This is a genomic window from Pantoea sp. sgz302252 (assembly GCF_042610525.1).
GTDB lineage: Bacteria > Pseudomonadota > Gammaproteobacteria > Enterobacterales > Enterobacteriaceae > Erwinia.
Map to the genome: position 1 here is coordinate 257689 of NZ_JBHDVM010000004.1, position 14521 is coordinate 272209.

Here is a 14521-nt window from a genome sequence, read left to right on the forward strand (position 1 = left end):
TTCATCTCGTAATCAACCTGCTATTCCGGCTCATTTTCTTACCACTTTCCCCCTGCCTTTTGTTTGAAGAAAGAAGGCGTAAAATATAAAAATTTTGGCATCTTCATTAATAAAAACGCTGCTGATAAAGTTCAGTCTGGCTCTAACACCTGCTTTAAAAAAGGCCTGGCTTTTAGCATAAATCTTATCTGACAGATAAATGCCCTGTCACAGGAACAGGCATCCAGAGGATATGTTTTAACCTGTGAAGATACGCCTCTCCATAATAATTAAAATAACTTATTGACATTATAAGTGCGACATGACAACTTTGTCAGGAAAAGTAAAGCACAGGTCAAGCCTGTAACAACGAAGGGGTGCCACCCTGTTAAAAACTAAACAGCGCCGATAAAATTTTGATATTTCGGCCAGAGATTCATAAATAAAAGACTAATACAGAATGGTATTTATAATAAACACCTTAAATCCAGGCTATTACCAGTAAAATCGTACTGGTGAATACGCCTTGATTTCGCTTTTGAATAATAATGTAAAGTTAAATCTTTCTGTCTGAATCTGCAGCAGGTAACGTCCGGTTTTTTATTGAGGCGGGCTGATTGCAGGAGAATAACAAACAGAGCGGGCTGAACCGCGCATCTGTATCTTTTACGTGAGACGGTGATGAAGAACCTTTCGCTAACAGCGCTGACCGACAATCTGGTGCCCTTTTCCGCTCGTCAGGTAGCGACTTCGTTGATCTGGCGTTCTCCGGATGTGGATGATGCCGAAACGTTGCAGAACGCCTGTAGCTATATAATCGACCCGACTTCATCCGCTGACACAAAACTTTTTTATGCCGAACGCTACGGCGGAAGCGGCCTGCAACGTAATGGCGGTGGCGCGCGCTGCGGTTTTGACGGCTGTTATCAGATTAAAGGGATCGGCATTAATCCGTTGGTTGGCAAAGGTTCGGATCGGCGCCACTCAAACGGTGCACTCAGCGCCGAGCATGCAATCTATGAAGCGCTATGGGGAGAAGTTCTGGCACAGATATTGCCTTATGGTGCGGTACGAACCCAGGCCGTTTTACTGATTACCGGTAATGCAGGTCGCGCTTTTAACGATGTCGGCGACGCCGTACCTCGGGCCCTGCTGGTACGCAAACCAGTTATTCGGCCTGCCCATTTTGAACGGGCGCCCTGGTTCAAACCTCGGCCTGAGTTTGCTGCACAGTTGCAGCATGATGCCCGACGGGTGAAAGCGGTGATTCATCTGCTGCCCGCAAGCCTGCCAGCACCGCCTGCTGGTTTTAGCAAGGAAGCGTGTCGCAACCAGCGGCTTTACTGCCTTGAAGGTTTATGTGAACTGGCCCGACGGCTGGCGTGGCAGATGGCGTTTTGCCGTACGCGTTTTTTACGGCTGACAACCTCTCCTTCAAACGTCGCCACAGATGGCAGGCTGCTTGATTTTAACGGACTGAATTCTCTTTTTCCCGGCGATTACCGCGACGACTTTGGTTATCGGCTCAGGCTGCAGGAGCTGATAAAAGAACCCGCTGTTCTACAGCAAGGATTGAGCGATCTGTGTCTTTATCTCGGCAAATATTTGTTTGGTCCAGCTTTTACGCCAATTGCCCGCCAGCAGGTAGAAAAGTGTTTTCAGCAAACTTTTCAGGAAGCCAACTGCCGAGGCTATCTGGAGCTGTTAGGTATCCCGGCAATCGGGCTGTCTCTGGCGACGATGCCTCAGGTAGCGCAACAGCTGGCAGGCCGCTTTGTCAAACTGTTCAACAGTTGCAAAGGCGCGTTTTACTGTTCGCCAGAAGGTAGCCAAAGTGATACGCCGCTATCACGTCTGGTTGTCGCTTTAATCCATACAGGCCAGGGACAGAGCGCTGGTCACAGCAAAGAGTGGCAAGCTAATCCGCATTTTGCGGCTACCGCGCAAAGCTATCGCGAAACCCTGCACTGGATAAAGGAAAATGGCCCGGCCAACGAAATCGCCACTTTTCCCGATTTCCAGGAGATGGAACGGCAGGCGCGGCAAAAGGCGCAGCCCAGAAGTTTTCTGCGCAAAGAGCAACTGTTCGGAAAAATCACCACATTGCTGGCAGATCATGGCGATGACGCTCCTGCTTTACAGCAGGCAATTTCTGCTATCGCGGCAGAGATGCAGCAATTCGCTAAAAATACGCTGGGCAGTGCCTCATCGTGCGGTCACAGCGGGTAAAAATGGCATGACCTATATAAAAGAAGAAGTAAACGGTCAACATGAGTGGTCAGCCTACGAGCAGACAGGTTTTGCCGTAAGCTGCATGTTATATAACCGTGAATACAGCCTCTATCCGGTACTGACTCTTCAGTACTGGACGGAATACGCTATACAACATCGGCAAATCAAATTTCTCTTCGATATGCGCGGCAGGCCGCTGGCTTATGTCACCTGGGCATATCTGGCAGCCGACACAGAACAGCGCCTGCTTGGTGACGCCGATTTCAGGCTCCACCTTTCTGAATGGGATGAAGACGGCAGGATCTGGATCCTCGACTTCTGCTGCAAACCAGGCTTTGGTGCTCAGGCTATTAAAAAGCTGAGGGAGCTGCGCCCTTGGGGGAAAAGCGAGGCGCGCTGGCTGAGCCGCCGGAAGAAGGTGGTGATTCTGCGGCGTTAACAGGCGCTCAAAGAAACGATCTGCTTACTATTTTATCTGCATGCCGGACAGGCAGCTCAGGACAATACGTTATGCTGAAGGACGCTTATTGTGTTTCGTGAAGAAGCGCTAAAAAACCGCAATATGAACTGGCGTGGCAATGCAATTTTACTGTCAGGCATACCTTTATGGCTGGTGGCTTTAGTCTGTACGGTTTTTATCAGCGCATTTCTTATTTTTGTGATTGGCGGGAATTATACTCGCCGCATTAACGTCAGTGGAGAAATCACCACCTGGCCACGGCCTGTCAATATCTATTCCGGCGTGCAGGGATTTGTCGTGAAAAGATTTGTTAACGAGGGCGAAAGGGTAAAAAAAGGCGATCCGCTGTATCAAATTGATGTCAGCAAAAGCACCACCAGCGGTATTGTCAGCGTGAATAAAAATCAGAATATTGAAAGCCAGCTGCATCGCGTGGATGACATAATCGCACGACTCAAGGAAAGCAAAAAAGTTACGCTGGCTTCGCTGGATAAGCAGCGGCAACAGTACAGCGACGCCTTTAGCCTCTCTTCCGGGATTATTCAACGCGCCCAGGAAGGAATAGCGATCTTAAAAAAGAATATGGACAATTACAAAGATTACCATAACCGAGGGCTCATTACTAAAGATCAGCTTACTTATCAACAGACTTTATACTATCAGCAGCAAAATAACCTGCTAAACCTGAGCGGACAGAAAGAGCAAAACGCGCTGCAAATCACCAATCTTGCAAGCCAAATACAGACTCAGGCAGCTGATTTTGATAACCGAATATATCAGATGGAGCTGCAGCGTTACGATCTGAAAAAAGAACTTCTTGATAATGACGAGGGGAGTGAAATTATTATCCGCGCGCTATCTGCAGGCACCGTTGATTCAATGAGCGTCACGCCAGGCCAGATGGTAAATATCGGCGACAGCCTGCTGCAGCTTATTCCAAAACGGATAAGTCACTATTATCTGGTTATCTGGGTGCCTAATGATGCGGTTCCTTATCTTACCGAAGGTGACAAGGTCAACGTCCGTTATGATGCCTTTCCCTCTGAGAAATTCGGCCAGTTTTCAGCAACGGTGATGACCCTTAGCCGAACGCCCGCCTCACGTCAGGAAATGCTGACCTATCAGGGCGCGCCGGGAGAGACCACGGGCTCGTCCGGCCCCTGGTATAAAGTCATTGTCCTGCCGGAAAAACAAACTATCGCCTGGGGCGACAAAACGCTGCCGCTCGAAAATGGCATGAAGGCACAAAGCACGCTCTTTCTCGAAAACAGAAAAATTTACCAGTGGATGCTTTCTCCACTGTATGACATGAAGCACAGCACCAGCGGGCAGATAAATGAGTAACGGCAAATTTAAAAAAATCCTCAGCCAGCTTGATTTGCAGTGGCAAAGCCGCGTCCCCGTCATCCATCAGACGGAAACGTCGGAATGCTCGCTTGCATGCCTGGCAATGGTATGCGGCTACTACGGTAAAAATATCGATTTGATCTCTCTGCGCAGTCAGTTCAATCTGTCGCTGCGCGGCGCTAACCTTAAGGGAGCGATAGGTATAGCCGCGCAGCTTGGCATGGCAACCCGTGCGGTGTCCCTGGATTTGGACGGACTGGCGACGCTGAAAACCCCCGCTATTCTTCACTGGGATTTTAACCATTTTGTGGTGCTGGTTGACGCCAGACGAAAAGGTTTCGTGGTGCACGATCCTGCCAGAGGACGACGCACAGTCGGTCTGGACGAAATGTCACGCTGCTTTACCGGCGTCGCGTTAGAGCTTTGGCCGGACAGCAAATTTACCGCAGAGACGGTTAAAAAGCAGCTGAGCATGAAAACGCTTATTAACAGCATTCACGGCATCAAAGCTACGCTGGCGAAAATTTTTTTCCTGTCGGTGATCATTGAAGCAATCAACCTGATTTTGCCCGTGGGCACGCAGCTGGTGATGGATCACGTCATTCCGGCAGGCGATCGGGGATTGCTCTCTCTGATCTGCGTTGGCATGGTTTTTTTTATTCTCTTACGCGCCGCTGCGGGTGCTGTGCGGGCCTGGACTTCGCTGATAATGGGCACGCTGATCAATGTACAGTGGCAATCGGGGCTGTTCAATCATCTGGTAAGACTACCGCTGGAATATTTTGAACGACGTAAACTGGGCGATATTCAGTCTCGTTTTGGCTCGCTTGATACCCTGAGAACTACATTCACCACCAGCGTGGTCGGCGCAATTATGGACAGCATCATGGTGGTGGGCGTATTGATAATGATGGCGCTCTATGGCGGCTCTCTTAGCTGGGTTGTTCTTGGCTTTACGGCCGTTTACGTGCTTATGCGCCTGATGACCTATGGCTATTATCGGCAAATGTCGGAAGAAAACCTTGTCAGAGGCGCCCGAGCCAGCTCCTATTTTATGGAAACCTTATACGGTATCGCCACGGTCAAAATACAGGGCATGGCAGAGCGAAGAGCCATGCACTGGTTAAATTTGAAAATTGATGCCATTAACTCCGGCATCAGGCTGACTAAAATGGATATGCTTTTTGGCGGAATTAACACCTTTGTCACCACTTGCGATCAGGTGGCGGTCTTATGGCTGGGCACTAGCCTGGTAATTGATAATCAGCTGACTCTCGGTATGTTTGTCGCTTTTGGTGCCTTTCGCGGTCAGTTTTCCGACCGGGTCGCTTCGTTAACCAACTTTCTTCTTCAGCTCAGAATGATGAGCCTGCATAACGAGCGCATTGCAGATATTGCTTTACACGAGCGAGAAGAGAAAAAGCAGGAGCTGGTCTACACCGCCGCTATGCGTCCCGTCACGTTGGAAGCAAAAGATTTAAGCTACAGCTACGACAGCGAGTCAAATCCTGTTTTTCAAAAAGTAACGCTTTCCATCGCGGCAGGAGAAAGCGTGGCGATAGCCGGCGCTTCCGGCTCGGGTAAAACAACCTTGCTGAAAGTACTGTGCGGACTTTTTAAACCGGATGCTGGCCAGATTGTCGTTGACGGTAAAGATATTACCCAGCTTGGCATCAATAATTACCATAAAATGATTGCCTGCGTTATGCAGGAAGATCGACTCTTTTCCGGCTCAATACGCGAAAATATCTGCGGTTTTACTGCCGTAATGGACGAAGAGTGGATGAGGGAATGCGCCAGGATCAGCTATATTCATGATGTGATAATGAACATGCCTATGGGCTATGAAACGCTTATTGGCGAGCTGGGTGAAGGGCTGTCAGGCGGACAAAAGCAGCGGCTATTTATTGCCCGTGCGCTTTACCGTAAACCCGGCATTTTATTTATGGACGAAGCAACCAGTTCCCTTGATGCCGAGAGCGAACGCTTTGTAAACGGCGAGATAAAAAAGCTTAATATTACCCGGGTAATTATCGCGCACAGAGAAAAAACACTGAAGGCCGTTGACAGAATTATCGCCATTTAAAAGTCCGGCACTTTCTGTAACAGCCCAAAATAATTAAAGGTAATTATGACGAGGAAATTTAAAAAACATTTTGCATTTTCACATCAAAATAAGGGGGAGATAAATTAACTAAAGCAGTCTCTGAACAAGCTTCATTACGCTATGTCGTAATCGGGCCACTATTTTACATCCAACAAAATACTAGCTAAGGGATAACTATGCGTAATCTGACTGTGGCAGAAATCGGGGCAATTTACGGCGCGGGCACCGGCGGCGATATTTTATCTGACGGCGGCAATGGCGCTACGGTTGGCGGCGCTCTTGGTGGCGCTGGCGCGATGGCCGTCTCCACTATCGAAGGCGTCGAAATTGGCGCGGCTACGGGCGGCGTGATAGGCGCAGGGGTTGGCGCGGCGATTGGGCTGGGAATTGGCGCCTATGAAGCCTATAATAGTTCTTCATCATCTGACGGGTCCTGATCTGTTTTACTTTTAAGCAGTCACCGTTGCTCAGAGCAGGATAATTAACAATGCGGACGGTATCCCGCAGTTTATTGCGAGAAGTTTCGTCCCACCAGAATCGGGGAACCGTCTGCACATGCTAAAATTGCTTTTTGCCACGGAAAAGAACGGTTGTGCAAGCCTGCTGGATGGATCGCCCTGTTCAGGCAGCCATAATAAATTGCGTTTTCCGGCGCTTAAATCTGCGTAAGCGGTAAAAACACAAACTGGAGGGTAATATGTTAAGCAGAACCCATAAAATTATCTTTAGCCTGGTACTGGCGCTATGCATTTGTAATTCTGTAGTGGCGACAATTAGCGCTATTATCGCCGACGAGCCAGTCAGTTTTAGCAAAGTTCTTTCAGCCTATGTTCCTACCGCCTTTTTTATCGGGTTTTATTTCCTGGTGATTAAAAAGAGAACGCGCGGCTGATAGATTGCTGGCTTATTCATGGATGGCTTTACGGTGTCCTGTGGCTAAAATGCCGCAGAACACCTTTTCCCTCAGGCCCTCAATACTTTTCAGCCAGCAACCACTGGATGTCTGTCGGGCGTGAAATGATTTATCACCCCCTGAATTCCCCCCATAAAAATTCCTGGAGAAGCTTTATCCCTACTCCGCATAATATTCTTAAAACTGAATTAATCCCGCAGTTGTAGAGAAAGCGATAATAATTACAAATTTTAATACTGATATTTGCGTCTATCCAGTAAGGCCCGCTTTACCTGAGCGTTTAAGCAGGAAACCGTGGCATTCCTTCGCCACCTTGATTTAATGAGGAGAATGCGCCGTTTCTTTGGCTTTCCACACCGCAAGCAGCGTAATTGCCAGCGCCAGACAGACATACAGCGAAACCCACAGCGTGCTGCCCATCTCTTTATAAAGAGAGGTGATAATCAACGGAGCGAAGCCACCGCCAACGATACCGGCAAGGGTATAAGCAAGCGAAGATCCGGCATAGCGCACATGGCCAGGAAACTGCTCGGTAACGAACGCCGCCTGCGGGCCGTACATCATGGCATGGATAAGCAGGCCACCAATTACCGCCAGCACTATTAATACTGGCTGGGTACTGTCGAGCAGCACAAAAAAGATAAACGACCAGGCTACAGCCAGCAGCGCGCCGGTAATGTAAACCGGGCGCCTTCCCCACTTATCCGATAAAGCGCCAAACATAGGCACGGTAATGGCATTACCGATCGCGCCCAGCATTGTCGCCATTAAGGCCAGCGGTCGCGGCAGGTGCAGTACAGTCGTCACATAGGTTAACGTAAATACCACTACCAGCGCATACAGCACATCGGAACCGATACGCGAGCCGCCAGCAATCAGCAGCTGTTTCGGATAATTCAGGAAGACCTCTTTTAACGGCGTATGCGTGGTTTTCTCTGCCGCCTGCATCGCCATAAAAGTCGGCGTCTCCTCCACGCCGCGACGAAGCCACAGGCCGAATATTACCAGCAGCAGGCTCAGCAGAAACGGAATGCGCCAGCCCCATGCCTGGAACTGATCGGCGCTGATCGCTACCGTTACCAGCGTGATAAAGCCAGTACCGATCAGCGTGCCGCAGGAAGGGCCAACCTGAGCGAAAGAAGCATTACGCCCACGCTTATTGGCATCGCCGTGCTCCATTGACAGCAACACCGCGCCTGCCCACTCGCCGCCAAGCGCGATGCCCTGCACAAAGCGCAGCGCCACCAGCAGAATCGGGCTCCAGATACCCCAAACGGCATAGCCCGGCAGCAGCCCCATCAGCGCCGTAGTCACGCCCATAATCACCAGGGTAATAATCAGCACCGCCTTGCGTCCGGCCACATCGCCAAGATGACCGAACACAAAGCCGCCTAATGGACGCGAAACATAGCCAACGGCATAGGTAGAAAAAGCCAGAATGGTGCCTACCAGCGGATCGAAGCTGGGAAAGAACACATGGTTAAACACCAGCGCGGCCATGATGTTGTAAACGGTAAAGTCATACCATTCCAGCGCCGTGCCGATGGAGCTGGCCGCCGCGAGGCGACCCGTTTTGCTTTTGGGGCGCTTTTCACGCACCGCCTGATGCAGAGCAGAATCGGTATTAGCCATGCGCCATCTCCTGTCGGGTTAACTGCCAGCTAAGGGCATAGCGCTGAACCTTGCCCGAGAGAATATTTGCGGCGGCTGAAGCAAGTTCGTCGCAGCATTGCGCATCGCTACAGCTGATAAGCAGCATTGGCGACATCTGACGGTTCTCTTTGCTTTCTATCGGCAGCGGAGAGCTAAGATCCGTATCCGGCGTCAGCAGGCTGGAAGAGATATAGCCCGGCGTCCGGCTAATCTGCTGCTGCCATGCGGTCAGAGCGGCTTCATCCAGCGTTCCCTGTAGCATAATTACCGCCAGCTGGCTGCCGGTGCCTTTGCCGTGACGATGAGTGACGGCGCTGACCCGGCGCATGGGATCCACCATCTTTTGCAGGTTTTTCACCGACCAGTTGGTCTGGCGCGTAAAGGCAGCGTGGTAATCTGCGCTGGTGAACGCTTCCAGCGATTCGGTTTCATACAGGCCAAGGTATTTGCGCTCTGCATCGAGCGCCTGATAGCGCGTGCCGCTTAAAAAGCCGCTGATAGCCACGCGTTCCTCAACGTGTTCATGGTCATACCACTGGTTAAAATCCGCTTCATCATCCGCGCCGATATTGGTCGCTACAAACAGCATGCCGTGAGGTTGATTCATTTCAGGATCTCCGGTTAAGGGCAGTTTCCACAGCGAGCGACCAGCTAATCAAGCGGGCGTCGTCGCCATGAACGGAAGCAAGGCTAAGGCCAACCGGCGCATTGCCGGATTGATGACAAGGTAAGGAGACGGCGCAGCCATCCAGCATGTTGATAACGCTGGTGTTGCGTAGCATCAGGGCATTGATTTCGGTATAGCGCTGCGGATCGTCGAGCGAGGCGATAGTTGGCGCGATGCGCGGCACGGTCGGCATCAGTAAAGCGTCGAAACCAGCCAATGCTTTGTTAACGCGCTGCTGCCAGGCTTCGCGCTGCTGATAAAGTTCGACAGCATCCTGCTCGTTCAGATAACTGCCGCGTTGCAACCGCAGCAGCACCTGCGGATCGTAAGCTTCCGGCTGTGCCTGCGCGGTGCGCTGGTGCCACTGCCAGGCCTCATAAGCCGTAATGCCGCCGCGAGCGTTCATGGTATTCAGCTCATCCAGTTCGCTTAGCGGGATTTCCACCAGCCTGGCACCAGCTTTTTCCAGGCAATCGACAGCACTCTGCCAGGCCTTTGCCACATCCTCATCCAGCCCGTCCAACACGCGGGCCTGCGGCACGGCAAAGTGCGCGTGGCGCAGATCGGATTCCACCAGCTCCAAAGGGGTTTCGGCGATAATGCCGTCGAGTAGCCAGCAGCTGCGCACGTCATGAGCGATAACGCCAATGCTGTCAAGCGAAGCAGAAAGCGGCAGCGTTCCGGCCTGATTGATTCGGCTGGCCGTAGGTTTAAAGCCTGTCAGGCCGCAAAGCGCGGCGGGAATGCGCACGGAGCCACCGGTATCTGTGCCGATAGCGCCAAGGCACATGCCATCCGCAACGGCCACCGCCGCGCCGGAAGAAGAACCGCCGGGAATACGTTTTTCATCACGTCGCCAGGGATTGGCTGGCGTGCCGTAATGGGGATTGATGCCCAGCCCGGAGAAGGCAAACTCGGTCATATTGGTTTTGCCCACTATCGCTGCGCCAGCCTGTTTAAGCTTGTCTACTACGCTTGCGTCCGCTGTTGCCGCTGGCGCATCGCACAGCAGGCGCGAACCGGCTGTGGTCGCCTCGCCTTTAACATCAAACAGATCTTTGATGCTGATGGGCAGCCCATCAATCTGGCTTAGCGGCTGCTGCGTTTGCCAGCGGTTTCCCGCTTCTTGTGCCTGCTGTTTTGCCTGCGCCTCGTAACGGGTTATGAAAACGCGTGCGCCCTCTTTTCCCGCATCGCGCGCGGTGTTTAAGGCGCTTTCCGTAAAGGCTTCAGGTTGGGCATCACCAGTCTGAAGCTGTTGACTTGCCTGCCAGAGTGTCGTCATCAGCGTGCTCCCTATGCCACGACCGGCAGCGAGCCGGTACGGTAAGCGTGCTCAAGCGTACGGCCCAGCACCGGATCGTGCAGCGCCATACGAAATTCGCTGGCGGGCCGGATGCCGCCGATGGTGCTTAGCGTGCCGCAGGAGAGAGCCAGCCCTTCTTCCGCCGCTTCGCCGTCCAGATAACGCGCCAATAAATCCTGCGGCGTTAAAAGAGAGGCCAGCGATCCCTGCTGATAGATCACCCATTCGCCCTGCTCTTTGATCCACGAAGTCAACTCAAGCGCATCCCAGTGTTCCGCTACTTCGCTCATGCGCCACGCCGCGCTGGCGACCGGCTTGATACAGGCCTGCTTGGAAAGCGCAACGCTGAAAGTTTCCAGATAGCGATCGGTGTGATCGGAGGTCAGGGAGACCCAAAACTCGCCGCGATGGAAAAATACAAAAGGCTCAGCTTCGCCCGAAGTCTCTTCGCCAACCACTTCCAACGTTGTTTTCTGGCTGAGCTGATTAGTGGCGACGCGGTAAAACAGCGGCACCGCACCGGGAGCGGGCACGCCTAAGGCCTCCAGCTCCCTGATATGGTGCAACACCGCCTCTTTATCGCGCCCGGCCCAGCCCGCGATAACGAAACGGGTTATCTCAACGGCCAGGCTGGCTGCGGCTTTATCCTCGGTAGTGAACTCAAGATGCATAACAATCCCCTCGGTTAAAAATCACTGTGAAATTTCACTCATATTTCAAACTAGCGATTTTCATGCCAGCTTTTTGTGTAAGATGTCGCAAAGGCTAAAAAGGAAGAGCAAGATGAGTGAGTCAATTAGCGAAATTGTGAACCGCCGCAGCCCGTCACTGAACGAACAGGCCTGGCTGGCGTTAAGACACAGACTGATTACGCTGCGCTACAAGCCTGGTGACTACCTGAATACCGCTCAGGTGATGGAGGATTTGGCGATGGGAAGAACGCCCGTCAACCAGGCGATCCACCGGCTGGCTACCGAAGGGCTGCTGCACATTATTCCCCGCAAAGGCATTATGGTTGCGCCTTTATCCATTGATGACGCGCTGGAGTTGATTGAGGTGCGCCTGGTTAACGAAGGGCTCTGCCTGGAGCTTGCCAGCCAGAAAGCAAATGAGGCACAGATCGGCCAGCTGCGTGAACTGAATCAGCAAATTGCGGCGGCGGGCGAAGCGCGCGACCGGGAAAAAATGATGCTGCTGGATCGGGAGTTTCATCAGGCGCTGGCAGAGATTGCCGGCAACAGCCGTCTGACGGATATCCTGAGCGTAATCCATGCGCAGGCACAGCGCTTCTGGGCGATGACGCTATCCAGCGTTGCCCATATAGATGAGGTGATTGCCGAGCATAATGAGATTATCGCAGCGCTGGCAGCCGGTGATACGCAACGCGCTGCCGAGGCGGCCCGTGCGCATATTTATTCTTTTAAACGTGCCCTGCTTGCTACCTGATATTTGCAATCGCGCTGCATAAAACCAGGCGACAGCAATTTTCGGACGCTGGATTGATGCAGTAAGGCATGGGTTAAAACTCAGCCTTACTGCCTGGAGAATATTCCGTCGATTAAATCAGGAAATCATTCAGCGACTGCCCCTGGGCTATCGCGTTTTTAATTGGCGATGGCGTGCGGCCCTGTCCGGTCCAGTGCCTGATTTCGTTATTTTCATCGGTATATTTATATTTCGCCGGGCGCGGCGCGCGTTTCTTTTTTGCGCTGCCAGCGGGTTGCAGGTTATTTACCAGCTCCGCCGCAGAAATGCCGTCTTCCAGCAGTAGCTCACGGTACATCGCCAGCTTTTCTGCTTTTTCGCGGGCTTCTTCAGCGGTAGCGTTGGCGGCTTCGCGACGTTCGTTAACCACAACTTTTAGCTTTTCCAGTATCTCTGTCAGATCCTCTGTAGCCATATTGCGCGCCTGTGCACGTAGCGAACGGATATTTTTCAGGCTGCTCAGGGTAAAACTCATACTTTACTTCCTTAAATACTCTGATTAAAAAAACAGCGAGCATTCGCCGTCAGCGGCAAGGATAACATTTATTCACCCTGGATTTAATGTTAATTGCCGATTATCGCGGAAGATTGGCGAGAATATATAATTTTTCTGATGAATAAGACCGCGTATTAGCGCGGTCTGGCGTTTAAAAATCAGGGTAAAAAAACCTCACTCAATTTTTGCTCTCATCGTAACGACGGCCTGGCCGCTTCTTTTTCTTTTGCCGTTAACGCTAATCCCCACGGAGAGCACTACCAGCGTGACCAGCAGGGTCATCAGGCTTTCATAGCGATACTGAGGCAGGTAAAACATATAGCCCAGCACCGCACAGATAGAGAGGATGGTGAGCCAGGTCAACCACGGAAAAAGCCACATTTTAAAAGCTGGCTCGCTTCCCTGTTTTTTCAGCGCCAGCCGCATACGCAGCTGGCTGACGGCAATCACCAGATAGACAATCAGCGCGATAGCGCCGGTGGTTGAGATCAGGAAATTAAAAACCTGCCCGGGAAAAGCGTAATTGGCGAAACAGGCGGCAAACCCGGCGAACGTCGAACCCAGTACGGCGGCTCGCGGTACGCCACCGCCGGAAATTTCCGCAAACTTTTTCGGTGCATCGCCCCGCGTTGCTAAAGAGAAGAGCATACGTGATGCCGTGTACAAGCCAGAGTTCATGCAGCTGCAAACCGCAATAAATACCACGCTATCCACCAGCAGTTCCGCGCCAGGCACGTTAAGTTTGCTCAGTACGTATTGAAAAGTGCCCTGGCTTCTCAGGCCAGGTTCGTCCCAGCCCACCAGCGCCACCACCAGAAAAATTGAGAGGAGATAAAACAGCGCGATACGGTAAACCACCAGATTAATCGCCCGCCTGATCTTCTGCGCCGGATTTTTAGACTCCACCGCCGCAATAGTAATAATTTCGGCGCCAAAGAAAGAGAAAATAGTAATTAATACGCCGGTAATAACCGCGCCAAAACCGTTAGGCATAAAGCCAACGCGATCGTACAGATGCGTTACGCCGCTAACATCGGCAAGCGGCCAGTAGCCGCAAACAGCCAAGGTGCCGACAGCGATAAAAGCGATAATCGCCACAACTTTAATAATCGCAAACCAGAATTCAAAGGCGCCAAAGTTTTTCACGCTGAAAAGATTGGTTAGCGTCAGCAGGCCAATGATCGCCGTGGTAAAAGCCCAGGCCGGTATTGCCGGAAACCAGGCATGCAGAATATCGGCACCGGCAATGGCCTCCACCGGGATCAGCAGCACCCAAAACCACCAGTAGAGCCAGCCGATAGTAAAACCAGCCCAGGGGCCAATCGCTTTGGCGACATAGGTGGAAAACGAGCCGGAATCCGGCTGCGTTACCGCCATCTCTCCCAGCATGCGCATCACCAATAGTACCAGCACGCCGGTCAGCGCATAGGATAACAGTACCGCTGGCCCCGCCGTAGCGATGGCGTTAGCCGAGCCGATAAACAGACCGGCGCCAATGATCCCGGCAATGGAAATCATGCTGACCTGTTTATCGGAAAGCCCATCGCCTAACGAAGCCTGCTTAACGGGTGATCTGCTCATAGGTATTCCTTAAAAATGACGGAATGAATCAGGCACAGCGGCCTTTTTAAATAACTATTTAGGGACAGCATTATTTTTCCGCACGCCAACTATAAACGGGATAGATTGCAACTCTTTTTAAGACAAAGAGAGGCCCTGGTCGATTTTATAAAATCAGCCAGTAATTTAAATCAATAGCACTTGTGAATAAGCGTCAGAGCATCAAAGCGCCGTTATAGCTTGCCAGCTAACATTAACCGGCGCTAATGCCGGGAAATAAATTTAAATCTTTGCATGCTGAGTCGCTGCTTTGCGT

At 51.7% G+C, this 14521-nt stretch carries 13 protein-coding genes; 7 read left to right on the top strand and 6 right to left on the bottom strand.

The window, feature by feature from the left end; translation table 11 throughout:
• The first annotated feature begins 660 nt into the window (after nt 1-660).
• The 6 genes from ACETPC_RS09580 (at nt 661) to ACETPC_RS09605 (ending at nt 7017) form a co-directional block, all read left to right on the top strand.
• Complete coding sequence (locus ACETPC_RS09580) at nt 661-2208, top strand: MchC protein (RefSeq protein ID WP_380180756.1); 1548 nt, start codon at nt 661-663, stop codon at nt 2206-2208.
• A 7-nt stretch (nt 2209-2215) separates the two neighbouring features.
• Nucleotides 2216-2650, top strand: a complete 435-nt coding sequence (locus tag ACETPC_RS09585) for a toxin-activating lysine-acyltransferase (RefSeq protein WP_380180757.1) — start codon at nt 2216-2218, stop codon at nt 2648-2650.
• Between the two features lie 90 nt (nt 2651-2740).
• Nucleotides 2741-4015 (top strand): HlyD family secretion protein, encoded by a 1275-nt coding sequence (locus ACETPC_RS09590; RefSeq protein WP_380180759.1) that lies wholly within the window; start codon nt 2741-2743, stop codon nt 4013-4015.
• Nucleotides 4008-6104, top strand: coding sequence for a peptidase domain-containing ABC transporter (locus ACETPC_RS09595; protein ID WP_380180761.1), 2097 nt, complete (start codon nt 4008-4010; stop codon nt 6102-6104). Before ACETPC_RS09590 ends, ACETPC_RS09595 begins: the two co-directional genes overlap by 8 nt.
• A gap of 197 nt (nt 6105-6301) precedes the next feature.
• Nucleotides 6302-6562 (top strand): hypothetical protein, encoded by a 261-nt coding sequence (locus ACETPC_RS09600; protein WP_380180763.1) that lies wholly within the window; start codon nt 6302-6304, stop codon nt 6560-6562.
• A 260-nt stretch (nt 6563-6822) separates the two neighbouring features.
• Nucleotides 6823-7017 (top strand): hypothetical protein, encoded by a 195-nt coding sequence (locus ACETPC_RS09605; RefSeq protein ID WP_380180765.1) that lies wholly within the window; start codon nt 6823-6825, stop codon nt 7015-7017.
• 339 nt (nt 7018-7356) lie between these two features.
• On the opposite strand, the gene ACETPC_RS09610 is transcribed toward ACETPC_RS09605, so the two are convergent.
• Genes ACETPC_RS09610 through ACETPC_RS09625 form a run of 4 tightly spaced genes read right to left on the bottom strand, consistent with a single transcriptional unit; the run spans nt 7357 to nt 11335 of the window.
• A complete protein-coding gene (locus ACETPC_RS09610; RefSeq protein ID WP_380180767.1) occupies nt 7357-8670 on the bottom strand; it encodes an MFS transporter in 1314 nt (437 codons plus the stop codon).
• Complete coding sequence (locus ACETPC_RS09615; RefSeq protein ID WP_380180769.1) at nt 8663-9298, bottom strand: hypothetical protein; 636 nt, start codon at nt 9296-9298, stop codon at nt 8663-8665. The genes ACETPC_RS09610 and ACETPC_RS09615 overlap by 8 nt, the downstream gene beginning before the upstream one ends.
• A gap of 1 nt (nt 9299) precedes the next feature.
• Nucleotides 9300-10643: an amidase gene (locus tag ACETPC_RS09620; RefSeq protein WP_380180771.1), complete on the bottom strand. Its 1344-nt coding sequence runs from the start codon at nt 10641-10643 to the stop codon at nt 9300-9302.
• An 11-nt stretch (nt 10644-10654) separates the two neighbouring features.
• Nucleotides 10655-11335: a DUF2848 domain-containing protein gene (locus ACETPC_RS09625; protein ID WP_380180773.1), complete on the bottom strand. Its 681-nt coding sequence runs from the start codon at nt 11333-11335 to the stop codon at nt 10655-10657.
• A 112-nt stretch (nt 11336-11447) separates the two neighbouring features.
• On the opposite strand from ACETPC_RS09625, the gene ACETPC_RS09630 reads away from it, so the two are divergent.
• On the top strand, nt 11448-12110 hold the full coding sequence (locus tag ACETPC_RS09630) for a GntR family transcriptional regulator (protein ID WP_380180774.1): 663 nt from the start codon (nt 11448-11450) through the stop codon (nt 12108-12110).
• Nucleotides 12111-12222: 112 nt separating this feature from the next.
• On the opposite strand, the gene ACETPC_RS09635 is transcribed toward ACETPC_RS09630, so the two are convergent.
• Nucleotides 12223-12624 (bottom strand): H-NS family nucleoid-associated regulatory protein, encoded by a 402-nt coding sequence (locus ACETPC_RS09635; RefSeq protein WP_380180776.1) that lies wholly within the window; start codon nt 12622-12624, stop codon nt 12223-12225.
• Nucleotides 12625-12819: 195 nt separating this feature from the next.
• Nucleotides 12820-14226: an amino acid permease gene (locus ACETPC_RS09640; RefSeq protein ID WP_380180778.1), complete on the bottom strand. Its 1407-nt coding sequence runs from the start codon at nt 14224-14226 to the stop codon at nt 12820-12822.
• Nucleotides 14227-14521: the final 295 nt, after the last annotated feature.